The sequence below is a fragment of the Undibacterium sp. Ji22W genome (assembly GCF_049340305.1).
Taxonomy (GTDB): Bacteria; Pseudomonadota; Gammaproteobacteria; order Burkholderiales; family Burkholderiaceae_D; genus Undibacterium.
This window is the reverse complement of sequence record NZ_JBMPOU010000001.1, coordinates 427,797-451,809: the sequence shown is the minus strand read 5'-3', so window position 1 is coordinate 451,809 and position 24,013 is coordinate 427,797. Positions and strand designations below refer to the sequence as shown.

Annotated in this window: 22 protein-coding genes; 8 read left to right on the top strand and 14 right to left on the bottom strand. The window is 45.3% G+C overall.

Translation table 11 applies throughout. The features are described from left to right. Entirely contained in the window at window positions 1-1,182 is a 1,182-nt protein-coding gene (locus ACO0KW_RS01825) for a M24 family metallopeptidase (protein WP_423050059.1), read from the bottom strand. Continuing rightward, the gene (locus tag ACO0KW_RS01820) at window positions 1,179-2,228 is read right to left on the bottom strand and encodes a proline racemase family protein (RefSeq protein WP_423050057.1); all 1,050 of its coding nucleotides are present in this window, start codon (window positions 2,226-2,228) and stop codon (window positions 1,179-1,181) included. Before ACO0KW_RS01820 ends, ACO0KW_RS01825 begins: the two co-directional genes overlap by 4 nt. A 301-nt stretch (window positions 2,229-2,529) precedes the next feature. Between ACO0KW_RS01820 and ACO0KW_RS01815 the strand changes: the two genes are divergently transcribed. Further along, a complete protein-coding gene (locus ACO0KW_RS01815; RefSeq protein WP_423050055.1) occupies window positions 2,530-3,426 on the top strand; it encodes a collagenase in 897 nt (298 codons plus the stop codon). 107 nt (window positions 3,427-3,533) lie between these two features. Here the strand turns inward: ACO0KW_RS01815 and ACO0KW_RS01810 are convergent, their stop codons facing one another. The 7 genes from ACO0KW_RS01810 to ACO0KW_RS01780 all read right to left on the bottom strand — a co-directional run bounded on the left by ACO0KW_RS01810 (window position 3,534) and on the right by ACO0KW_RS01780 (window position 8,455). Beyond that, on the bottom strand, window positions 3,534-3,887 hold the full coding sequence (locus tag ACO0KW_RS01810) for a YggL family protein (protein ID WP_423050053.1): 354 nt from the start codon (window positions 3,885-3,887) through the stop codon (window positions 3,534-3,536). Between the two features lie 129 nt (window positions 3,888-4,016). Then, window positions 4,017-4,979: a prolyl aminopeptidase gene (pip, locus tag ACO0KW_RS01805; RefSeq protein ID WP_423050051.1), complete on the bottom strand. Its 963-nt coding sequence runs from the start codon at window positions 4,977-4,979 to the stop codon at window positions 4,017-4,019. 34 nt (window positions 4,980-5,013) lie between these two features. Further along, complete coding sequence (gene crcB / locus ACO0KW_RS01800; protein ID WP_423050049.1) at window positions 5,014-5,400, bottom strand: fluoride efflux transporter CrcB; 387 nt, start codon at window positions 5,398-5,400, stop codon at window positions 5,014-5,016. Between the two features lie 6 nt (window positions 5,401-5,406). Beyond that, on the bottom strand, window positions 5,407-5,898 hold the full coding sequence (gene moaE / locus ACO0KW_RS01795; protein ID WP_423050047.1) for a molybdopterin synthase catalytic subunit MoaE: 492 nt from the start codon (window positions 5,896-5,898) through the stop codon (window positions 5,407-5,409). 8 nt (window positions 5,899-5,906) lie between these two features. Then, the gene (gene moaD / locus ACO0KW_RS01790; RefSeq protein ID WP_423050045.1) at window positions 5,907-6,164 is read right to left on the bottom strand and encodes a molybdopterin converting factor subunit 1; all 258 of its coding nucleotides are present in this window, start codon (window positions 6,162-6,164) and stop codon (window positions 5,907-5,909) included. 58 nt (window positions 6,165-6,222) lie between these two features. Beyond that, window positions 6,223-7,488 (bottom strand): gephyrin-like molybdotransferase Glp, encoded by a 1,266-nt coding sequence (glp, locus tag ACO0KW_RS01785; protein ID WP_423050043.1) that lies wholly within the window; start codon window positions 7,486-7,488, stop codon window positions 6,223-6,225. A gap of 82 nt (window positions 7,489-7,570) precedes the next feature. Continuing rightward, window positions 7,571-8,455, bottom strand: coding sequence for a PhzF family phenazine biosynthesis protein (locus tag ACO0KW_RS01780; protein WP_423051937.1), 885 nt, complete (start codon window positions 8,453-8,455; stop codon window positions 7,571-7,573). A gap of 98 nt (window positions 8,456-8,553) precedes the next feature. On the opposite strand from ACO0KW_RS01780, the gene ACO0KW_RS01775 reads away from it, so the two are divergent. Together ACO0KW_RS01775 and ACO0KW_RS01770 are read left to right on the top strand one after the other, a co-directional pair. Next, a complete protein-coding gene (locus ACO0KW_RS01775) occupies window positions 8,554-8,760 on the top strand; it encodes a hypothetical protein (RefSeq protein WP_423050041.1) in 207 nt (68 codons plus the stop codon). 90 nt (window positions 8,761-8,850) lie between these two features. Continuing rightward, window positions 8,851-10,203 (top strand): M24 family metallopeptidase, encoded by a 1,353-nt coding sequence (locus ACO0KW_RS01770; RefSeq protein ID WP_423050039.1) that lies wholly within the window; start codon window positions 8,851-8,853, stop codon window positions 10,201-10,203. Window positions 10,204-10,319: 116 nt separating this feature from the next. On the opposite strand, the gene ACO0KW_RS01765 is transcribed toward ACO0KW_RS01770, so the two are convergent. Continuing rightward, complete coding sequence (locus tag ACO0KW_RS01765) at window positions 10,320-10,673, bottom strand: hypothetical protein (RefSeq protein ID WP_423050037.1); 354 nt, start codon at window positions 10,671-10,673, stop codon at window positions 10,320-10,322. A 441-nt stretch (window positions 10,674-11,114) separates the two neighbouring features. Between ACO0KW_RS01765 and ACO0KW_RS01760 the strand changes: the two genes are divergently transcribed. Beyond that, entirely contained in the window at window positions 11,115-11,417 is a 303-nt protein-coding gene (locus ACO0KW_RS01760; protein WP_423050035.1) for a hypothetical protein, read from the top strand. A gap of 94 nt (window positions 11,418-11,511) precedes the next feature. Here the strand turns inward: ACO0KW_RS01760 and ACO0KW_RS01755 are convergent, their stop codons facing one another. After that, the gene (locus ACO0KW_RS01755) at window positions 11,512-11,958 is read right to left on the bottom strand and encodes an Lrp/AsnC family transcriptional regulator (RefSeq protein WP_423050033.1); all 447 of its coding nucleotides are present in this window, start codon (window positions 11,956-11,958) and stop codon (window positions 11,512-11,514) included. Between the two features lie 164 nt (window positions 11,959-12,122). On the opposite strand from ACO0KW_RS01755, the gene ACO0KW_RS01750 reads away from it, so the two are divergent. Further along, a complete protein-coding gene (locus ACO0KW_RS01750) occupies window positions 12,123-13,214 on the top strand; it encodes a saccharopine dehydrogenase family protein (protein ID WP_423050031.1) in 1,092 nt (363 codons plus the stop codon). A 297-nt stretch (window positions 13,215-13,511) separates the two neighbouring features. Then, window positions 13,512-14,390 (top strand): hypothetical protein, encoded by an 879-nt coding sequence (locus ACO0KW_RS01745; RefSeq protein WP_423050029.1) that lies wholly within the window; start codon window positions 13,512-13,514, stop codon window positions 14,388-14,390. Between the two features lie 83 nt (window positions 14,391-14,473). Here the strand turns inward: ACO0KW_RS01745 and ACO0KW_RS01740 are convergent, their stop codons facing one another. Then, the gene (locus ACO0KW_RS01740) at window positions 14,474-15,532 is read right to left on the bottom strand and encodes a phosphatidylserine decarboxylase (RefSeq protein ID WP_423050027.1); all 1,059 of its coding nucleotides are present in this window, start codon (window positions 15,530-15,532) and stop codon (window positions 14,474-14,476) included. A 468-nt stretch (window positions 15,533-16,000) separates the two neighbouring features. Between ACO0KW_RS01740 and ACO0KW_RS01735 the strand changes: the two genes are divergently transcribed. Both ACO0KW_RS01735 and ACO0KW_RS01730 read left to right on the top strand, forming a co-directional pair. Beyond that, window positions 16,001-19,942, top strand: a complete 3,942-nt coding sequence (locus ACO0KW_RS01735) for a PAS domain S-box protein (RefSeq protein WP_423050025.1) — start codon at window positions 16,001-16,003, stop codon at window positions 19,940-19,942. Window positions 19,943-20,021: 79 nt separating this feature from the next. Continuing rightward, window positions 20,022-21,158: a magnesium transporter gene (locus ACO0KW_RS01730; protein WP_423050023.1), complete on the top strand. Its 1,137-nt coding sequence runs from the start codon at window positions 20,022-20,024 to the stop codon at window positions 21,156-21,158. Window positions 21,159-21,961: 803 nt separating this feature from the next. On the opposite strand, the gene ACO0KW_RS01725 is transcribed toward ACO0KW_RS01730, so the two are convergent. Beyond that, on the bottom strand, window positions 21,962-23,260 hold the full coding sequence (locus tag ACO0KW_RS01725) for a replication-associated recombination protein A (RefSeq protein ID WP_423050021.1): 1,299 nt from the start codon (window positions 23,258-23,260) through the stop codon (window positions 21,962-21,964). Further along, window positions 23,257-23,901, bottom strand: coding sequence for an outer membrane lipoprotein chaperone LolA (lolA, locus tag ACO0KW_RS01720; RefSeq protein WP_423050019.1), 645 nt, complete (start codon window positions 23,899-23,901; stop codon window positions 23,257-23,259). Before lolA ends, ACO0KW_RS01725 begins: the two co-directional genes overlap by 4 nt. Between the last annotated feature and the right edge of the window lie 112 nt (window positions 23,902-24,013).

The window sequence follows — 24,013 nt, the reverse complement described above, 5'->3', positions numbered from 1 at the left end:
CTATATTTCTAGTTCAAAATGCTTAGGGGCATGGGTGATGAATTCAAACCCCTGCTCGGTAATCAAAACGTCGTCTTCAATCCGCACGCCGCCATAATTCGGAATATAAATCCCAGGCTCAATTGTCACCACATAATTTTCCTGCAGATATTCTTGACACACGGCACTAATAAAAGGCTGTTCGTGTAATTTAATACCAAGTCCATGCCCCAAGCCCGGTCCAGCATATTGCGCAAACGGTGAGGCATTTAAGACTGCCGCTGCAGCAGCGTTGGCACTGACTGCAGCAACTCCGGCACGCAGGCGTTCAAACGCTGCTTGCTGCGCCGCTGTGACGGTATCAAATAGGGCTTTTTGCAAAGGACTGGATTTGCCCGCGATAAAACTTCTGGTCATATCCGAACGATAACCGTTCACCACAGCACCAAAGTCCAGCACCACCAGATCACCCGCTTGCAATCTTTTTCGGGACGGGATGCAATGCGGTAAAGCGGAGCGTGCGCCGAAACCTAATATCGTCGCGAATGAAACACCCGCGGAACCGCCTTTTTGCATTTGATAATCTAGCTCAAGGGCCAGTTCGGCTTCACTCACGCCCACACGTAGTTGCGGCATGATGGCTGCAAGGGCTTCGTCAGCGATATGTGCAGCAGCTTTGATCTGCGCGATTTCCCATAGATCTTTGGTTTTTCTCTGTTGTTCTAGGCTCGCGACACTAGGCGTAAACCAGCAATCGGGATTCTCAACGGCGATCGCATTCCACACCGCTACGGCGATATGTTCCGCTTCAAACCATACCTTGGATGCTCTTTCGATTTGCAATATTTCAGCGACCGCCTGCCCTAAATTTTGGCGATCACGATCACGGCAAATGACTGTCGTAGGAATTTTTTCACTAACACATTCTTCCTGTGCCTGCTCAATGAAACGATAGTCGGTGATCAAATACATCGCGCCTTGCGTCACTAATCCATATGCTGCTTCACCACTGTAATTCATCAAATAACGCAGGTTATCCAATGAGAAAATTAAGGCCGCATCCTGTCCTGCATGTTCCATGCTTCGGCGCAGGTCCTGTAGCCGCTGTGTGAAATTGGCTTCTAGCGTTGTATGCTTCGTTATTTGGTTCATGGTTTCAGCGTTCATTGTTGCCTTCACTTTTACTTTTGTATCGATATTCATCGCAAAATAAATCCTTGTTGCAAAGGATCAGTTGGGTCGATATAGAAAGTATTTTTGCCGGTAATATGCGCGGTACCCTGTACTCGGGGAATCACTGCGGTATAGGGTCCATATTGCAAAGTCTGTTGAACTGAGACTTGAAATTGCGATCCCAAAATGCTTTCTATCGTGATTTCTTCGGCTATGCCGAGCTCGCCGCGTGCATGCAAAATTGCGACTTGACCGGAGACACCACTCCCGGTCGGACTGCGATCTAATTCGCCTTCCGCAAAGATACAAACATTCCGACTATGCACGCCCACCTCGTTCGTGGGTGCTGAAAAAATCGTGCCATACAAAAAGCTCAAATCATCTTCAAAGGGATGTAATACGGCGACATTTTCCATCACAGCTTGTTTGACACGGCGACCAAAATCAATGATCTGACGATGATTGTCTGCGGCCAGAGATAGGCCAATCGAGGGCGCATCGACATAGGCATAGAATGCTCCACCGTAGGCCAAGGTATAAGTCACTGTCCCTATCCCTTCCACCTCAATTTGCTGGTCGAGCTGAGCAACAAAAGACGGTACATTATCAAAATAAATTTTCTGTATTCCCGTTTGGTCGACATCAGCATAAGCCAAAATCTGACCACATGGCGCATCGATCTTGAGCTTAGTCTGTGGCAGGATTTTTGTAACCACGCCCGCTTCGATCGCCGTCTTAGTCAAGGCGATGATTGCATGCCCACACATGCTGCTATAACCTTCATTATGTAAAAATAAAGCGCCAAAGTCGCTGTCAGCACGTTCAGGCTCGGTGATCAAGGCTCCATACATATCGGCATGTCCGCGCGGCTCGAACATCAACGCGGTGCGTAAGTAGTCATAATTGTTCAGGCAATCACGCCGTTTTTCCAGAATGCTATGGCCCGCCAACGCTGGAAATCCCGAAGTAATGATCCGCAATGGTTCGCCGCCCGTATGGCAATCTAAGGTCGTAATGGTTTGCCAGTCAGCAGCTGGCCGCCATTTGGCAAACCTGTTTGCTATGCTACTTATCATCTTATTTGTGCTCCTCAAATCATTGATGCAAAATGCATCGCCAAGCGAACTCCCTAATCACGCCAGTCAAGCCAATCATGCGCATCAACTTTCATGCTCAGTTTTACTAACAATATACAATAAAACTCTTAAAATACATACGTAATATATGTAAAATATATTTATAATGTTGATGTATTTATTAATTTCTTTAACACGAGGCAACATAATTTTGAGGATTCCATTTGTGTCTAAGCATCAACCAACAAGATATTTTCCATCGGGTTTTATTCTAAGCATCGCTTGGATTTGCAGCGGTTTGATGCCTACTCTCGCGAACTCACAGCCCGCTCCACAAAGCCCAGTCACCGCTCCAATTTCGCTCAAAGGTGTGGATCTGATCCTAAGTCGTCAGCACACTTGCAGTGCGACCCTGAGACTGCACTCCGAGGCGCTTACGCCAGAACAAGAACAAGCGGCATGCCAGCAACTTGGTGAACTAGAGAAAGAATTTCATGAATTATTTTCGGGTGGCAAAGGCATAAGCTTGCCCCCTGTAAGGCATGACAACAATGGCTCACTGCGCGCCAATGTTTATCGTGATCAAGCCAGCTTTGCGCAGTACGCAGGCAAACATTTCAATATGCCAGTGAATAATGGCGGTATGTATCTGGAAGGTTTGCCAGCGCAAACAGAAAATCACGCTGAATTTGTTGCCTATCAACGCGAACAAGGTAAAGTCCACAATTTAGGACATGAATACATCCATTATCTGGATGGCCGTTTCAATTTGTATGGCGATTTTTGTGCGAACTTACATGACTCGCACGCCGCGCCAGAAAACTGCCCGAAGCCTGCACCACAAACGCCCTATTTAGTCTGGTGGGGAGAAGGTATCGCAGAATATCTGGCACATGGGAAGAACAACCCTAGCGCCATTGCACAGGCAAAAAAGAAAACTTATCGCTTAAGCGAACTGTTCGATACGGGCTATGAGAAAAATAATGATAGTACACGCATCTATAGCTGGGGCTATCTGGCAGTACGTTTTATGTTAGAACGTCATCGCGAGCAGATTGAACAAATGCTGGTGTTTACACGAGCTGGCGATTATCCGCGCTATCAAGCCTTGATCCGTCTATGGGGAACGAGTTTGGATGAAGAGTTTGTTGCGTGGATAGCCACAATCAGCACGGAAAGTGCAGAAAATACGAAATAAAATTGAAGCATAAAAAAAAGCGGATTCAAAGTGAATCCGCTTTTTTAACAACTACCTTTGACTACAGGTTTAGCCCGCAATCTTAATCAACAAATTAATCAACACAATTACTCAGCAAACTCGGTATCCATCGGTGAATACCAAGCATCTTTCAAAGCTCCAACTTGTACATCCTTGAATTCAGGGCGCGCCGTCAACCATGCTTTCAAAGCTTCACGATCCGCGTCTGTGGTCGAACCCGGACCGAATTTACAAATAAAGCCTGACGTCAACCAGCCACTCAAAGCCAGATCGCGAACTTCGATCAATTCTTCCAACAAGGCATGAATCAGATTCGCTTCTTCGTCTGAATTCAATTCTTTTGTTAGCTCAGCTTTGTATTCAAAACCAAATTCTTGGAATTCACCTACATGCAATTTTTTACGTTGACGGGCATTACGGGATTTATTTGATGGAGTCATGATTTCTCTTTGTGTAATTAGCATTCATTTCGGTATGAAAAGAATCAACAGCTGCGCATTGTAATGAGTATGCGGCATTAGCACAAATTCGGTGCAAATTCCGCGGCAGCATTCTCCTATCAATAAAGCCTATATAAACTTACCATACAGCTTAAATTGCTCAGTGGCGCGTACGAGTTCTTTGGCGATTCCTGGTTCCATCGCTGCATGCCCTGCGTCGCCAACGAAATGCAATTTAGTACTTGGCCAAGCCTGATGTAATCGATAAGCGGAAACTGGTGGACAAATCACATCGTAACGACCTTGCACAATGACTGCTGGTAAATGGCGAATTTTATGAACGTTCTTGATCAATTGATCTTCATCCATGAACGCACCGTTCAGCATATAGTGCGCTTCCAAGCGACCGATTCCCAGACTTACTTCATCCGATTCAAAATCTTCAATCGCCTGAGCCTGCGGCTCTAGAAACAAACAAGAACCTTCGTAACGACTCCAGTTACGTGCCGCCTCTTTATAGATCACTGGCTCATCACAAAATAAGCGTTTCACATACGCTTGCAGTAAATTCCCTCGCTCTGAATGCGGAACCGCTTCTGCAAAGCGTTGATGCACTTCAGGATAAAAATGATTCATCCCATTCACGAACCAATCGACTTCCGTTTTGGTACACAAGAAAATGCCACGCAACACAAAACCGAGACAACGTACAGGATGTTCTTCACCATACGCCAACGCCAAAGTTGACCCCCATGAGCCACCAAACACCAGCCATTGCTCGATGTTAAGCATCTCACGGATTCTTTCTATGTCTTCGATCAACAAAGCCGTCGTATTGTTTCTGTATTCGCCTAAGGGTGTGGACTTGCCCGCACCACGTTGATCGAACAAGACGATACGATAATGGGCAGGATCAAAAAAACGTCGATGCGTAGGTGAGGTGCCTCCACCTGGACCACCATGCAAAAACAAGACAGCTTGACCGTCTGGATTACCGCTCTCTTCCCAATACAAGGTGTGCAAAGCATCGACTTCTAGCATACCTTGGCGATATGGTTCAATCGGAGGAAACATCAAAGTATTTTCTGACATATTATTTTTATGGTGAAGGTGAATAATAAAGAAATCAAAGTGATTGCAGAAAACGCCAACTTGCATAGCCAGCAAAACAACAGAGTATAGAGCCGAACAAGTGCAATGCGCTATGGCCAAGCGCCCAAGCCCAATCGCCTTTTTGCAGCAAATTCATCGCTTCGGCGGAAAAAGTCGAGAAAGTGGTTAAACCACCCAAGAAACCAGTAACGACAAACAGGCGCCATTCCGGCGATAGTTGTGGATGAGCAGAAAAAAATCCGACGCAGATGCCAATCGTATATGCGCCTCCCAAATTCGCCAACAAAGTTCCTAGTGGTAAGCTAAGGTGAACAGCATTCAACCAGATTCCCAACAACCACCGTAGCCAGGCCCCACATGCTGCGCCCAAACCGACTGCTAATGCTGAATAAGCATTCATCGCGGCTTACTCCTGAGCGACGGGAGTGACCGCTGCAACGCTCAGCAGACTTCCCCATTTACTTACTGCTTGACTATCAGATTCTCGTGCATCAACCCAACGCTCGCCCTCTGCGGTACTTTCTTTTTTCCAAAACGGTGCTTCGGTCTTGAGATAATCCATCATGAATTCACAAGCCGCAAATGCTTCCCCACGATGGGCGCTAGCGGCGGCCACCATGACGATCTGATCGAGCGGCTGCAACAAACCGACGCGATGAATAATCATGGCATCGATCAGATTCCAGCGTTGAGACGCTTGCTCTGCAATCATCTGCAATGACTTTTCCGTCATACCCGGATAGTGTTCTAATTCCATTGTGTGTATATCCTGACCATCGTTACGGTCACGTACCAGTCCAACAAAATTAACCACTGCGCCAATCGCCGGATTCGCTGCGCGCATTTGTGCCAACTCAGTACTGACATCAAAATCTTGGTTCTGCACAGATATTTTCATACAGTGTCCTAACCACCGGTTACTGGTGGAAAAAATGCCAGCTCGCCGCCATCTTGCAATTGCACTTCACCAATCACCATTTGTTGGTTATAGGCCATGCGCAGTGCGCGTGTTGGTGCAAGGACCTCAGCCCAAACTTCGCCGCGCGCCATCAATAATTCACGCACTTGTTGCGCAGTTTGCGTATTGTCGTCCAACTCCAAGAGCTCACCTGAGCTGCCCAGTTTTTCACGCACACTGGCAAAAAATTTTATCTGTATTTTCATTTTCGCTTTCGTCTTCATTGCCGTTCTTAGAATTTTTTAACTGATCGACCTACACGGTTTAATAAAGCAATTCACTAAAGGGAATAAATTTCACCAAATCACCTTCAACTATGGTTTTTCCTGCTGGCAAATCAATGAGTCCATCTCCCCATACCGTTGATGTAAGCACACCCGAACTCTGATTCGGAAAAACATCCAAGCCACCTTGTCCATTAATCTTCGCACGCAAAAATTCATTACGTCTATCTGCCTTACCTAACGCAAAATCTGCCCGCATCTGATAGCTAGTTGGCGTGACATCTTGCACGCCTTGCATACGCAAAATAAAAGGCCGCACAAACAATAAGAAAGTAACAAAACTCGACACTGGATTGCCGGGTAAGCCAAGAAAGAATGCACTGTTGTGTGTCGCACCATCTTGTACATCAAGGTTTGCTGCACGCCGCACTTCGCCAAACGCCAAAGGCTTACCTGGCTTAACCGCAATTTGCCACATATTGAGTTGACCTTCGGCTTCCACCGCTGGACGGATATGATCTTCTTCGCCAACCGAAACGCCACCCGAAGTAATAATCAAATCATGCTTCTGCGATGCTTCACGCAAGGTGGCTCGGGTTGCTGCCAGATTGTCTGGAATGATGCCGTAATCAGAAACCTGGCATCCGAGGTTTTCTAACAGACCTGTGAGGAGAAATCGATTCGAGTTATAGATTGCACCCGGTTTTAAATCTTCACCAGGCATCGTTAATTCGTCACCTGTAAAAAACACCGCAACGCGCAAAGGTTTCAGCACAGGCAAAATTGCCAATCCAACCGAAGCGGCCAAACCCAATTCCTGTGCGCGCAAGCGTGTACCAGCAGGCAGTATCTGTGCACCGGCCTGTATATCTTCGCCTTGACGGCGTATCCATTCGCCGCTCTGTGGTGTATGTTGTATGGTGACAAAAGTCTGACCGTCTATGGTTTCGGTCACACATTGCTCTTGCATTACCACGGCATCAGCACCGCCGGGAATAAAAGCACCGGTGAAAATTCGCGCTGCGCTTCCCGCGGCTAAAGTCGTACCAACCACACCGGCTGGGATCCGCTGCAACACCGGCAAACGCGACGAGCCACTAGTGCAATCAGCAGCCCGCACCGCATAACCATCCATTTGCGTGTTATCCATGGGTGGCACGTGTAACTGTGATATCTGTGCTTGAGCCAGTACGCGGCCATTGGCTGCAATGGTCCGGACTTCTTCAATTTCTTGCAAAGGACGCACGGCCTGCAACAAAGTTTGCAATGCCTGATCAACCGACAACATAGGTTTTTTTTCTGTCATGACTTGAAATCTTGTTTTTTTGATTTAAAGGACTATTAACGATATTAGGCGTATTGGAAAGACCAAAATATGGCATATAAAATTATCCCAAGTTTAACACTCCATGCCCAAGTTCTAGTACCCGCCCGCCGACTTGTATGTGCCCTGCTTGATTCACATCTAACAATAGTCGGCTCGCTCTTTGTACTTGCTCGCCCTGAGTCACCTCAATACTGACTGGCAATTGACGCTGCTGTGCGATCCACCAGCCACCCAAATTGGCGCAGGCCGAACCGGTACCAGGATCTTCGGCAACACCGCCACCTTGCTTCGTAAAGAAGTAACGCGCACTCACTTTTAGGCGCTGCGTCGGCGTTTGAGCTACATTTTCTTCTTGATCCCACGCAAACAAATAAGCGGTCTTTCTGCCCAAGCTGCTTTGCGGCCACTCGGCTAAACGTGCGCTATCAGGCTGTGCTCGCTGTAACGCTTCTACAGTGCGTAAAGGCACTAAGAGTTGATCAGTACCCGTATTCACCCACAGTGGTTCAGACAATAAATCGCTGGGCCGTAATCCCAACATCGCAGCCAACTCAGAGGCTGCAAGTGCGCAAGGCAAAATGGACGGAGCGCCTTGGGTCGGCGCGGTCAGCGTCCAGACATTCCCTTGTGCCTCGACATTCACGATACCGGCTTTGCATTCCAAGCTCAAGGCATCACCCGTCTTGAGTAAACTACGAACCACATGCGCAGTTCCCAAAGTTGGATGACCAGCAAAAGGCATTTCGTAGCCCGTGGTAAAAATACGCATTCTTGCAGTCGCTGTTTCTGATGGCAAAATAAATACCGTTTCGGATAAATTAAATTGCAGTGCAATCGCTTGCATGTGCGCATCGCTAATACCACGCGCATCTTCAAAAACGCACAGAGGATTACCACCGAAAGTTGATTCGGCAAATACATTCAAGAGCCGGTAAGAAAAATTCATGGATTTATACACGCCAGTCGGTAAATAAGGAATAATCAGAATAATAACCGCTTCCTCTACATCCGCTATCAATCCCACCAACAACCAAGGAAAAAATCATGGCTAAGAAAAATGAAGAACTCGATGAAGAAACTATGGCAGTCATCAACTGGTGCATAGAAGTTGAAGGATACTTAGTAAAAGGCGGCGCAACGCAAGCCCAAGCACAAGAATTTATCGAGGAAGAAATCGAATTCTTAACCGACCAATTCTATGATGGTTTGACACCGGAAGAAGCCTCCAAAATCGCACTCAGTGACGCTTGAAAATGACTAGTTTGAATTCAAACAGAGTAAAGAACGAACTTCTGCACTCTGTACTTGTCCAAGCTCCTCAACATTGAAAGCGGAGACAGTATGAAAAAAACACTAATAGCACTGAGTCTGGCAAGCTTTTTTGCGTATATGCATGCAACGCCCGCGCAAGCGCAAATTTTGTCGGTACGTGAACAAGCCCGTGTCATCGATGAAAATCTGGCAGATCGCTTTACTAATTTACTACCCGGCATGATGGAACAAACCGGCATTGACATGTGGATCGTGATCTCTCGCGAATACAATGAAGATCCCGTATTAAAAACCATGTTACCTGCAGAATGGCTAAATGCCCGCCGTCGCACCATTTTAGTGTTTTACCGCAATCCACAAACAAAGACAGTTGAACGTCTGGCAGTTGCGCGCTATGACTTCGGCAGCAATATCAAGGCCGCATGGGATACGCAGAAATTTCCAGAACAATGGGATGCATTAGTTGACATCGTTAAGCAAAGAAATCCGCAAAAGATTGGCGTCAATACCTCGCAACATTTCGCCCATGCGGACGGGCTAGATCACACCGAATATCAGGAATTATTGCAGAAGTTACCAGCCAATTTCACCTCTCGCGTGGTATCGGCAGAGCCACTGGCCATTCGCTGGTTAGAAACCCGCACGGCACGAGAAATGCAGTTTTATCCACAACTCATCAATGCCACACATAAAATCATCGAGGAAGGCTTTTCGGAGCAGGTCATTACACCTGGCATCACAACGAGTGAAGATGTGGTGTGGTGGTTCAGACAAAAAATTCGTGATCTAGGGTATGACACCTGGTTCCACCCTACCGTAGACATTCAACGAGTCGACCCTAAAACTGAGGGCAGTGAACGTAGCTTCGCGATCAAACCTAAGGCCGACGTGATACAGCCGGGTGATTTGATTCACGTCGATATAGGAATTACTTACCTTCGTTTAAATACCGATATTCAACAACACGCCTATATTTTAAAACCTGGCGAAACCAGCGTCCCTGCTGCGATCCAGCAAGCATTTGTGAAAGCAAATCGCCTCCAAGATATTTTAACGATGCAATTCAAAGAGGGTAAAACTGGAAATCAAATCTTAGCCGGTGCACTAGCACAAGCTAAGACGGAAAATATACTAGCCAGCATTTATTCACATCCGATTGGCTACCACGGACATGCAGCCGGTCCGGCGATTGGCATGTGGGATAACCAAGCTTCGGTGCTTGGCACAGGTGATCAGACACTGCGAAAGAACACCGCTTACTCGATAGAGCTCAATGCCAGCAGCATGATCCCAGAGTGGAAGAAAAGCATACGCATCATGCTAGAAGAAGATGCGTTTTTTGACGGTGAAACTGTGCGTTACATTGATGGCCGACAAAAGCTCATTTATCCGATTCCTCGGCCATCTAACTACAATCAATAGCAAACGATAGAAACTAATTCAGACTAATCCCAACATTATTGTCGATACAAAAACGCCGCAATTTTTTCGCGGCGTTTTTTTTGCTTATTTAGTTTCATCAAAAATAAATCTGGTGACTAGCGTTCGTCACGGCGATATGTAATTTGTTCTACGCGAACGTATTGCGCATCTTCCGCTTCTTTGTGTGACCATTGCTGTTGTTTAAACGATTGTTCCGCATTCTGATTTCGCTGAGCCCGCCCCCCCATCATTACCATCAGCAAAAATAATTTCACCAGCATAAAGATCACAAACAAACTGATCGCTAAAGGTATCAGCGTAATCACTAAGGCTAAGCCTATACACAACATCAGTACTCGTGGCAAAGGCGTGCGCATTAATTTTTTTCCAAGCTTCTCGCCGATCGCACGAAACTCTTGCCAAGCCTGACGCACGACAGAGTAAAAGTATTGTTTAGTCGAATCTTTCATTTTGTATCCTCAAATTAGTACGGTAGAAACACGCTCAATGTATATCAGGCTAGCGTAAGCTGTTTCCAGTTTCCGACAAAATTACATTTTCACGGCTTGAATTGCCACGTGTCTGGCATGAATGGATTATCGAGCGCTTAACGTAATATGCCTACGGTAAAAAGATGAGAAAATCGCCACGGAAATGACGCAACTTTGCATAAATGCCTTCTAATTTATCTTTTTGATCATTCATGCACCAAATTTAGCGTTTCATCGCATGTGGCTGGCAGTCAGAATGAATTAGCGTTACATTTACTTCGTCACACAGAAATGCATTGCAATTATTTACATAAAAAATCGAATACGTTGATACAAATCTATTACAAATAGTTTGACGCATCAGCCACAATTTGATTTACACTTCTCGCTTCGTCGCCATTCATTTGGAGTTTGCTTATCATGAATACGAAACAATTTTCACTCGGTATTGGATTGCTCGCCTTCGCTGGCTTCGCCTATAGCCAAGAATTTGTCGTAGTACCGACACAAACGAATACGCCACCAACTTGCCAGGAAAATTGCCCGCCAGAGAATCAAGGTAGTCAAAATTCCTTACAAATTGATCGCAGCGGCATGGATAAAGCCTCTGTTCATTTGCAAATTCTGCAGCAAACTTCACAGAAATTTACTGAACCGACTACGTCCAAGAAAAACAATAACGACGACAAGAAAACACCGAATAAGTCGCAAGACAACGCTTAAGTCGGGGCATACCCCATTCATGGGAGACATGCTGATTCCTATGCAAAAAAAACCTGCTCTCAGCAGGTTTTTTTTCGCCTACTCAGTCGAACTATCAAATTGATGATCGATCTATCCGCTTACTGAGAATAATAGACGTCGACGTTTGTCTGACCCCCTCCAAACTACCAATCTGATCCAATAATTTGTCTAAAACTTCAGTGCTGGCGCAACGTAAAGTCAGCATATAGTCGATAGCACCACTCACTGCACACAAACTTTCCACCTCCGGCAGTTGCTGCAAAACCTTGATCAGGTGGCTGACTGATCGAGCCTCAATTGACAAGCCCACATAAGCTCTGACAGCAGGTTGATACATGGTGTGGTTCAATTTCAAACCATATCCTGCTATCACTTTACGTTTTTCTAAGGCGTTAATTCTGGCAATAACGGTAGTTCGCGCTATTCCGACCGACTTCGCAATAGTGGTCACCGGCATCCTTGCGTTATCCATTAATAGGGCCAGAATTTTATTGTCAATTTCATCAAGAATGGGTTTCATACACTCACTTTACTCGGAATTTTCGTCAATATGTATTACCTATGATCAATATGACGATAGATTAGCCTCTATTATCTGACATTTTTTGCATCTATACTGTCGTTATTGAAACACAAGATTTGAAATATTCAATTATTTCTTACTATTTTTTAAGGGGACTGATCATGACGACGAAACTCATACTGTTGGGCGCTGGAAAAATTGGCGATGCGATTTTAAATTTACTTTCCCATACAGGAGACTATGAAATTACGGTCGCTGACCGTGATGCTGAGCGTTTGCTATATGTCGCGCAAGAGAATTTCCCGAATGTCAAAACCGTGCATGCAGATCTCAGTAATCTCGAAGCGGTGAGCGCGTTAATTCAAGGCCATCAGGTGACTTTATCCGCCTGCCCTTACTTTCTAACGCCAGTTATCGCCAGTGCCGCGAAAGCGGCGAACTCCCACTACTTTGATTTAACCGAAGATGTTGAAAGTACCAAGATCGTTAAACAATTGGCACAAAATGCACAAACGGCATTCGTTCCACAATGCGGACTAGCACCGGGCTTTATTTCTATCGTTGCAAATGATGTCGCGAAAAAATTCGATTCATTACGCGATGTGAACATGCGTGTTGGTGCACTGCCGACCTTTCCTAACAACGCCTTGAAATACAATCTGACTTGGAGCACCGACGGTTTGATCAATGAATATTGCAATCCTTGCGAAGCAATTGTCGATGGCCACTTACGCGAAACATCTGCGTTGGAAGAAATCGAACATTTTTCATTAGATGGTATTGATTACGAAGCCTTCAATACTTCCGGGGGCCTCGGCACGCTGTGTGAATCTTTACTCGGCAAAGTACAAAACCTGAACTACAAAACGGTACGTTATCCTGGGCATCGCGACATCGTCAAAATGTTGATCCGTGATTTAGAACTTGGAAAACTTGAGCGCCGCCCTATACTCAAGGATGTCTTAGAGACCTCCATTCCGATGACAAAGCAAGATGTGGTGTTGGTCTTTGTCAGCGTGATTGGGATGCGGGCTGGGCGCCTGGAGCAAGAATCCTATGCGAAGAAAATTTATGCGCAAGAGGTGAATGGTCAATTGCTTTCAGCGATTCAATTAACGACAGCAGCCGGAATTTGTGCCATGGTTGACATGCTCATGCACGGAAAATTGCCACGTTCAGGTCTGGTAAGACAGGAACAAGCGAATTTAAGTGATTTTTTGGATAATCGTTTTGGTCGTTTTTATGCGCACTAAATGCAACTAAATTCTAGATCCGTATTGTTTTTTAATTGGCAACACAGATCCATGTCCCTACATGGATCTGCCATCAACCCCACAAAAATCGGCTGATCTTGCTCAAGCTAATCTGTTGCTATGAAATGCTGTATTTCAACAGCATTGTGAATCTGCAATAAGTTCCGCGACACGCACTAAGACACTTTCCAGGACACATTCTTTCAAGAATTCTGCGCTTTAGATTACCTAATAAAGTCTATACTCATCCTCAAAATCAAAGAATTTGATGCTATTAAATGGCACAAGGAGGAGAACATGTATCACTGGAATCGGCTGAGATTATTTCTTGGCATAAGCATCGTTTTGACTTTATCCACTGGATTTTCTATCCATGCCGAAGAATCGCTACAAATTGTGATTCCTCGCCTCGATTTGAAAGTGGATCCCAACGAACGTTATGTTCGCGAGCTACTTCGACAAATCATTGCGCATGCGCCACGTTCCTACGAAATTGTCGACAGCAAGGGGCGCATGTTGCAGGGTCGCTCAATTTATGAGATGACGAAACCTGATGGGAGTATCGATATCATGTGGAGCATGACGACCGATGCCCGTGAAAAACAATTGATCCCCATTCGCATCCCATTAGACAAAGGATTGATTGGCTGGCGTATCAATTTAATCACTGAAAAAAACAGAAAAAAATTTTCTGAGATTAAAAAGGCTGAAGATCTAAAACCCTATACCGCAGGCCAAGGAATTGATTGGCCTGATATAGAAATTTTAAAATCCAATCAATTACCGGTATTGACTTCAAATGCCTACGATCCCTTATTTTCTATGCTTGCTGGGGGACGCTTTGATTATTTTCCACGCTCGGTATTCGAAATTTGGAGTGATGTGGAGAATCACAGCGAACACAAAATAGAAGTCGAACAAAGTTTTATCCTCCACTACCAAACCGCATGCTATTTCTTCGTGACACCCAAAAGGCCAAAATTGGCGGAAGATATTCAAAAAGGATTTGAAAAAATCGTCGCCAACGGGATTTTTGAACGTTTGTTCCTCAAGCACAATAAGGCATCGATTGAGCGGGCGAATTTTAAACAGCGAACTGTCATCAAATTAAGAAATCCACTACTCAACCCCAATTCTATGCCGCTCAGCCGACCTGAACTTTGGTTTTACCCTTAAGCAGAGAGAGCAAGTTGTGACCTAAGGAGGAACCGAAACCAAATTGCATTGCAGCACCGGATCTCCCTCAGCTTGATTTGTATCTAAGCAAGTTCAATAAGATCATCACGATACGTTTTTTTTACATGACCAATCTGCTGTCCCTGCTTATAGTGACGTCCGATGGTGGCCGTTAGCTCCACCCTATCGGCTTCAAACAAGGTGATAATGTCTGAGCCACCAAACGAAAAATACCCAAATTCTTCACCCTTGATCAGGCACTCTCCCAAGTCCGGAGTCAAGTTCACGGAAGAGACCTGCGCCATTCCTATCGGCAGAACAGCAACCATGCCAATGCCAGTTTCAATCACGATCAAGCCGCGATCCTGCGTGAATTGATAGCCGACGCCATCAACAATGCCGAGCGACCCATCAGCTTGCCGTATCACATCCATCATTGCGTGGCCGGGTATCTTGCGAATCTCTTTCACCACGCCACCAATTGGCAAATGAAACCGATGATAATCATTCACGTCCAAAAAACTATGCGTAAACAATCCACCTCGAAACCGGTCTTGAAATGAACTTCCCGCAAGTAGCTGAGAGATCGACAAAGACAAGTCTTTAATGATGATGGTCGATTTTTCTTCGATAGGCCAAGCTCCCTGAAATACACTATCGGCAGGAGAAACAATCGACTCGTGATCACACAGTCCTTCAATCGGACGTTTGCCGGGTTTAATTTGTCTGGCAAAAAATTGATTAAAACTAAGCCAACCACTAGGCCCTGGAATATAGTCACTCATGTGGTAACTTGGGTCTGAATAGAAACTATGCAAATTGGCTGCAGACTCTTTTGTGTCGAGAAATTTCCCCCAGTCACGCGCGAATTTTCTGACCCACTCCTGAAATCCCTCATCTACCCTCAAAGTATCGTCTAGTGACTTATCTACCAAAAAATAAAATTTGCTCACGACGGGATTCAAATTACGCGCCGAAGGAATCAAAGTAACGACCATATCGAGAAAATCGAAGTAGTGCTCTAAGGATTCAATATCGCTAAAGTTGGCATTCGTAATTGAAGACTGCAATGCTCTTTTCGTGACTGGCTGCGATTGCAAAAGTTCCATTAACTCTACAGTGATTGCTTGACGTGTATTCATGACTTGTGCTCCGGGTGAAGATGATTTGTGGTGAATCGAACAGATACGCAAAACGTAAGCAATACATAGGCCATACGTCGGCCATACGTCGGCAATACGTGGGCAATACCTAAGCCATACATCAACGTACTACCATTCAATTTCTCTTTGTGGACTGTTTCACGTTTTTCTAACACCACAAAATAGCGTGTTAATACATCGTTTTCAGTTCGTTACAACACACACCAATCTGATCACACGTCCTCACTTCTGTGTGTTGAAACGCACAGATTAAGTCCACAAACATAGTATAGATTTACCAAAGTAAGAATTTGGCCTGTGAGATGTGCGACGCACATTCACGAAAATTTTCAAAGTACTTCTGCCCCTGGTTAGTCATTGGAACCAAATTATCACGGCCGTTTCAGCATTCGGGCGCGAGTAAGAATGACGACATATCGGTCCCCCAAAAAAACCCAAGGAGAAGAGATGAAAAAACAGCTGCTGATATGGCTCCTCATACCCATGATTTTGGTATCGACTGGAATTGGCCTATCTCTAAGCACCTTTCACCATATTGAAGCACTGAATATTTCGCGTGAACGGACTACCAATACTATTAATTCTGCAGAAGATTTGTTATCGCAATTGCGTGATGCAGAGACCGGGCAACGAGGCTTTCTCCTGACTGGCGACGAAAAATTCTTAGAACCCTATAACGCTGTACTTCCGGTCGTCATCACCTCCTTTCAAATTTTGCGCAAGAATAACCTGAGCAAATCAGGCAACGTCAGTCTGAATAATTTAGAGCCTTTGATCACAGAAAAAATGGCCGAACTGGATCGATTGATCACTTTACGCAGAAATGGCAACACTGCATCAGCAATCTTGGGAGTGAGTGTCGGTCGCGGCAAACGCTTGATGGACAGAATACGCATAGAAATTGCGAATTTCGTAAAAGGTCAGAATGAGGTATTGAGACAAGAAGAGTTTTCCTTTCAGACTGCAATGCGAAGACTGTTTACGATCATCCTTGGTGCTAGTGGATTCGTCGCGTGCTTCGTCATGCTATTTACCTACATCGCCTACAAAGAGTGGAAGCAACGCGAACAAAATAGATTTCACCTTGAAACACTACGCATGCTCGAACAACAACGCTTAAACAACCAGGCGTTAAGCGAAAGTAATTTCAACCTGCGAATCAGCGAAGAGAAACTAAGTATCACACTTAATTCGATTGGCGATGCTGTGATCGCGACTGACGATCAGACTTGCATTACTCTCCTCAATCCGGTCGCCGAAAAACTCACCGGCTGGAACTTCTTAGAAGCAAAAGGTCGCCCGATAGCGGAAGTATTTCACATCATCAATCAAACCACGCGAGAACCAGCCGATATTCCCGTGCGTGAAACTCTCGATGCTGGCACCGTGCAAGGTCTGGCAAACCATACCGTATTAATTGCACGAGATGGAACTGAATATGCCATCGCGGATAGTTGCGCACCTATCCGCAGCAAAGAGAATGATGTCGTTGGCGCGGTATTGGTCTTTCGAGATGTCACACAAGAGTACGCAGCACACCAAAAAAATCTTGACGACACTATGCTCATGCAAACCATTTTAAACACGGTCGCGGATGGCATTGTGACTGTGCGGCTGGCAGATGGAAAAATACATACGGTCAATCCAGCGATGTTGAAATTATTTGATCGAAGCGAGGCAGATTTAAATCAACTATCGATAGGCGAGATTGTGCCGGGATTTCCTACTTTTACACAGATTAACGCCCTGGGTTACGACCTGCCGAGCATAGAAAAAACCTATCAAGCACACCGTCGCGATGGCAGCGAGTTTCCGATTGAAATTGAAATCAACGAGATGTCATTAGGCGGTGAACGTTTCTTCACTGGCATCATACGCAACATATCTGTCCGTACTCGGCTTGAAGAAGAACAGCGTGTGCTCGATCAACACTTGAAAGATCTACAGTTTTATACACGCTCTCTGATCGAAACCAACATTGACGCGATGATTACGACGAATATCCAAGGTCAGATTACCGACGTAAATCATCAAATGGAATTGCTGACGGGGTATGAAAAACAAGAACTTATTGGTTCCTCGTTTAAAAATTATTTTACTGATCCCTTGCGCGCCGAAGTCGGCATTCAAAAAGTACTAATAGAAAAAGTAGTAAAGAATTTTGAGTTAACAGCACATGCAAAAAATGATGTCGAGACGGTGGTTTCCTACAATGCCAGCACTTACTACGATGTTGATGGAAAACTGAAAGGCGTGGTTGCAGTAGCACGTGATGTGACGGAAGGAAAACGTCTAGCAGCGGTACTACAAGAGAAAAATGTCGAACTAGAAAAGGCGCGGAATATCGCTGACAGAGCGAATTTTTCAAAATCCGAATTTCTGGCAACGATGAGCCATGAAATTCGTACGCCGATGAACGGTGTGATTGGCATGATTGATGTACTTCAGCAAAGCAATCTAAATCAGGCACAATTAGAGATGACCAATATCATTCATGAGTCAGCCTATGCCCTGTTGGCTGTCATCAATGACATTCTAGATTTTTCAAAAATCGAAGCCAATAAATTAGAGGTTGAAGCGATCCCTTTGTCGATTGTCGACGTCATTGAAAGTGTCTGCGAGAACATGGGACATCTTGCGTTCAAGAAAAACGTCGAACTCACTTTATACATTGACCCGCTCATACCCGCCTTTGTCATCGGCGACCCTGGACGCTTGCGCCAGATCATCATCAATTTAGCCAACAATGCGATCAAGTTTTCTGCCGACTTACCTCGTATAGGCAAAGTCTCAGTACGCGCATTATTAGCGGAGAGTGCCGCAGACAAGGTCAATATTTCCTTTCAAATCAGTGACAATGGCATCGGCATTGATAGCAAAACCAAAGACAAATTATTTAGTGCTTTTATTCAAGCAGATACCTCCACGACCAGACGATTTGGTGGTACAGGATTAGGTCTGGCAATCACCAGTCAATTAGTTGAATTAATGCATGGCGCAATCGCCGTCGACAGTAAAATCGATCTTGGTTCCAAATTTTCAGTACTCATCCCCTTTACCCTAGCGGAGAGATTAGACGACTCAAGTCTCACACGTTTGAAGACCAGCAATGAATGGCATCACCTACTAGCAAATTTGGAAAATCTTGAATGCCTGATGCTGAGCGATCTTGATCGTTTTGCAGATGATTTGAGCGACTATTTACGCTTTTATAAAGTCATTGTTCAACGCGAAAAAACGATCGCGGCTGCGCGCGATTGGATTGCGAATTCCTCATCGAATTTAAAAGTGATCGTAATCGATATGGCAGATCTAGATGAGTCAGACAATACCAAATCTGACAATACGGTAAATGGGTACAACGAGCTTCAGCAACTACGCCTATTCGCCAGCAACTACCCGCAACTACCTGTCCACTTTCTTCTCATAGGACGGGGAAGACGCCGCCGCCCAAGGCCTGAAAACCATGATTTAGTCATCGTGGATGCCAATATTCTGACCGCGAAAGTGTTCCTCAATGCGGTAGCAATTGCAGCCAATCGAGGTTCCTGCGATGTGCGTGAGTCTGCTTTTCAACAAATGCAGGCAGCGCCAAAACAATTGAGTCGCGAAGAGGCTCGTCTAAAAGGTAGTTTGATCTTGGTGGCAGAAGACAATGAAATCAACCAAAAAGTGATCTTGCAACAGCTAATGCTACTAGGCCAAACCGCAGATATTTCCTCTAACGGTGAAGACGCACTACAACGTTGGCGTAGCGGTGACTACGGCATAATTTTTGCGGATTTACATATGCCCAAGATGGATGGCTATGAACTCACTTTAGCAATACGTGCAGAAGAATCTGGAACAGTCCATATTCCCATCATTGCATTTACTGCCAACGCATTGAAAGGTGAATCTGAGCGATGTATGGCGATCGGGATGGATGACTTCTTAAGTAAACCTGTGCAGTTGCAAAACCTAAAAGCCATGCTCGAGAAATGGCGTCCCGTCATTATTTCCGCACCAATTACTCTCGACTTGCACGACAAGGAGTACAAGATTCAGCCTAGACACGGCGTTATCAATGTTGACGTTCTAAGAAACCTGATTGGAAACGATGAAGCTGTAATTCTTGAATTCTTGCAAGACTTCCGGTTTAGTGCAGACACGCTAGGGTCTGAGCTGTATAGCAAAGCCCAGAAAGAATTTGGCAAAGATACAGCTGCTGTGGCACATAAACTGAAATCATCGTCACGTTCTATAGGAGCACTTGAACTCGGAGATATTTGTGAGGCGATTGAAAACGGTGCGAAATCCAAATCAACAACAGTCCAGGAACAAGAAGTCCTACTACTTTCGCTAAAAAAAGAACTCGCCAAAGTGGAGATTTTTTTACGGGATTATTAAATTACCTCATTGCACATAGTCAAACGTCAATCTCGATCAAAAATTGAAATCAAGCGCCGCGTGGCCAAGAAAGACTGAAATGAACAACAATATGAAGATTCTGCAAGCAAAGATATTAATTGTGGATGACTTAAAATTAAATGTACAAGTCTTACAACGTATTTTGACGAACGCAAATTACACATCGATTATGTCCACCACTGATCCATGCGAAGTATTTGCACTACATAGCTTGCATCAGTTTGATTTGATTTTATTAGACATCGAGATGGAACCTATGGACGGTTTCGCGGTAATGCAACAATTAGAGGTATTCTCAATTGATGACTATCTGCCGGTTATTGTGATTACCTCTCAGCCTGACTACAAATTAAGGTCATTACAGGTCGGTGCCAAAGACTTTATCAGTACCCCCTTTGATAAAGCTGAGGTATTGGCGCGCGTTCATAATTTAATTGAAGTTAGACTCTTACATCGCGAATCTAAATTGCATGAGCAAGTACTACAACATAAAGTGTTAGAGCTTGAAACGAGTCGTGATTTACTACAGGTGCAAGGAATGGAACTCCAGCTCCTGTTTGACACGGTAGTCGCTGAACAAAAGCGCTCAATTGAATTGAGTCTACAGCCAGGGACGATGGTCGGTGTGGAGCGAGAGGAACGCCTAAATACGAGCTTACTACGCAGTCTGAAATTGCGTCACCCATGGCTACAAATAAATCTATTCACAGCCTTTGCGGCCGGTGCAGTCGTCGGCCTTTTTCAACATACCATCGATCACTTACTGATACTCACCATATTTTTGCCAATCTTAGCTGGCCAATCAGGGAATACCGGCAGCCAGGCTTTAGCGATTACTTTACGCGGTATGACTCTCGGTGATCTCGGAGACGGACATCAAATGATCTTGTTACGAAAGGAAGCAATTCTTGGATTACTCAATGGCGCCTTAGTTGGCTTACTCGCAGGGCTCGGTATGTATATCTTGGCACGCCTGCAAAATCTATCGACAGCATTTTCGCTTGCTGCAGTGGTATTCCTCGCGATGATGGGCAGTTGTCTGGTCAGTGGTGTTTGTGGTGCGGCCGTTCCTATGATGTTAAAGCGTTTGGGTGCAGATCCCGTCACAGCCTCCACGATCTTTTTAACGACCGCAACGGATATGGTGAGCATGGGTATGCTATTAGGCCTAGCAGCTGCAATCATTCCATTCTGATGAACCTGCATTGGAAAAATTCAGTGACGACAGCATAGCAACGGAGAAATAGCGTGGTTGATAAACATGCGATCAGAATTCTGGCCCCTCGATGATGATGCACTTATGTTAAAAATCATTCGCTATCTGCCTTCCGAGCTCGGGTTTATGCATATCAAACTTTGTGAAAACAGTTCAACTGCATTGGAATTTTAAGTATCGAACGCAAGCGAGCAAAATTGCTTTTACTAGGCATCAATATGCCGAACATGAATGACATTGAAGTTGTACAGTCTCTGGTGGATCGGCAATCTTCCGGGGCTATTATTTTTATGAAAAGCGAAAATTTTCGGGTCTTGCATCCTATTCAAACTCTACTAACTGTGCATCACCTCAATGCATAGGCATGCTCATCAAGCCCATCAACTGGGACGATTTGGAGAAGTTTATTGGCATCTAGTCGGCGCAGGCGCGAAAGCTTTGTCATGCGTCAAATGCGGCACGATGTGCGGCATTTAATGAAAGTCTTGGTGTGGCGAAGCGATACAGACGAGGACTATCGCCGAAAGCATGGAGGACTTAACTGGCTGGATTTTTCTTCAAAATAAAACTACGCTGCTGCATTGGACTATTTTATTCCAAGACCTTTGCCCGTGTTCATGATTCCAGATTGGTTAGCGAGTTGGGAGTTCTATCGTACCAACCTGGTACTAAATACTAAGCTTACGCGCCAATCATAGCGTCCCACCATTTTTTTTAGATCGCCAGCGACAATTTTTTTCTCGTGACACAGGAATTCAGGGGCTCAGGGGCACAATGCAAGGTCATTCCGTATCGGCATCTAGCCGACGCAAATACGCGAGTTTCTCTGCAATCTTGATTTCCATACCGCGCGGCACGGGTTCATACCAACGTATATTTTCCAAGCCTTCTGGCATATAGGTTTCACCTGCAGCATAGGCGTTTGGTTCGTCATGAGCGTAACGATACAATTTCCCGTACCCAAGTTCTTTCATCAACTTCGTTGGCGCATTACGCAAATGCTCAGGTACGACGCGTGATTTGTCTTTTGCCACAAAAGCACGCGCTTGTTTGTACGCCATATAAATCGCATTCGATTTGGCGGCGCAGGCCAGATAAACAACCGCCTCAGCCAAGGCCAGTTCACCTTCAGGAGAACCAAGTCGCTCATAGGTTTCGGCAGCATCCAGACAAATGCGTAAAGCGCGCGGGTCCGCCAGACCGATGTCTTCACTCGCCATGCGAATAATACGACGTGCCAGATAGCGAGGATCCGTACCACCATCTAACATACGCACTAGCCAGTACAAAGAAGCATCGGGGTTCGAGCCCCGAACCGATTTATGCAATGCAGAAATCTGATCATAAAATGCATCGCCGCCTTTATCAAAGCGACGTAACGCATCTCCTAAGCATTCGGCGATCAACGCGCTATCGACTTCCTTTAAGCCTTTAACCTGTGCTGCGCGTGCAGTGATGTCCAGATTATTCAGCAATTTTCTACCGTCGCCATCTGCACTTGCCACCAAACTCTGTTTTGCTTCTGCAGTCAATTGCAGACCGCCCAATTCCTGTGCGCAGGCTTTATCCAACATTAAAGTCAAATCATCATCGGTCAACGACTTCAGCACATATACGGCAGCACGCGACAGCAAAGCACTATTGACCTCGAACGAAGGATTTTCTGTGGTAGCACCGATGAAGGTGAATAAACCACTTTCTACATGCGGTAAGAAGGCGTCTTGCTGACTCTTATTGAAACGATGAACTTCATCGACAAAAAGTATGGTGCGACGTTGAGAAGTAGCACGTACATATTCTGCGCGTTCGACGGCATCGCGAATATCTTTTACCCCCGACAAAACCGCAGACAATGCGATAAATTCAGCCTTGAAAGCCAAGGCCATCAAACGCGCTAAGGTCGTTTTACCAACTCCAGGTGGTCCCCATAACAACATAGAATGCGGCTCACCCGATTCAAAGGCGACACGTAAGGGCTTACCTTCACCTAACAAGTGTTGTTGACCAATAACCTCAGCCAGGCTTTGAGGACGTAAACGCTCTGCCAGCGGTTGATGCAATGCAGCTTGTGTCGACATCATGGGCGCAACACATCGGCACCTTGAGGAACCACAAACTTAAATTGATCAACAGCGAAAGTGGGATTTTTCTCGAAATTTTTAAGCGTCACCAAAGACAATTGTCCAAAGCTATCGCGCAGCTCCATCCCGACAGGCACACCGTCTTTCATGCCTATGCCTATCGTATCGAACTGGCTGTCCTTGGTTTTCGGAATCGCTTCTAACCACTCAACGCCTTGCTTGACTCCGACGTCTTTCATGATGAAATTTTTATCCAGATCAACGCTACCGAATAAGATCGCGGCAGGGCTAGAGGCGATGGCATTTCCTAAAGTCTTGATCGTGACTTGATTTAAGTCTTTATCATACAAGTACAGCTTATCGCCATCAGCTTGCAAGACTTGGTCATAAGGTTTGATATAAGTCCAGATGAATTTTCCGGGGCGCGCAAACTTGAACGTGCCTGATGAAGACTTACCAGCTTTCGCAGTGCCATTCACCATTTTCATTTGCACCTGCAAAAATTCGCCTTTGGCAGTTTTGGTATTGACGACAAAATTCTTAAATTGTTCGATGGCAGAAGCCTGTGCTGTACTTGAAAATGCCAGTAATGCACTAAGTACGACAACACTAAGACTAGCTTGTTTTTGTAAGGTTTTCAAAATAGTTCCAATTCGATGGTGCAATATGAAGTCAGGCGACGTCCGCGCATTTCATTCACTTTGCATTTAGTTTGCGTTCAGTTTATTAACGCGAGGTGGCTCGCTTATGCTA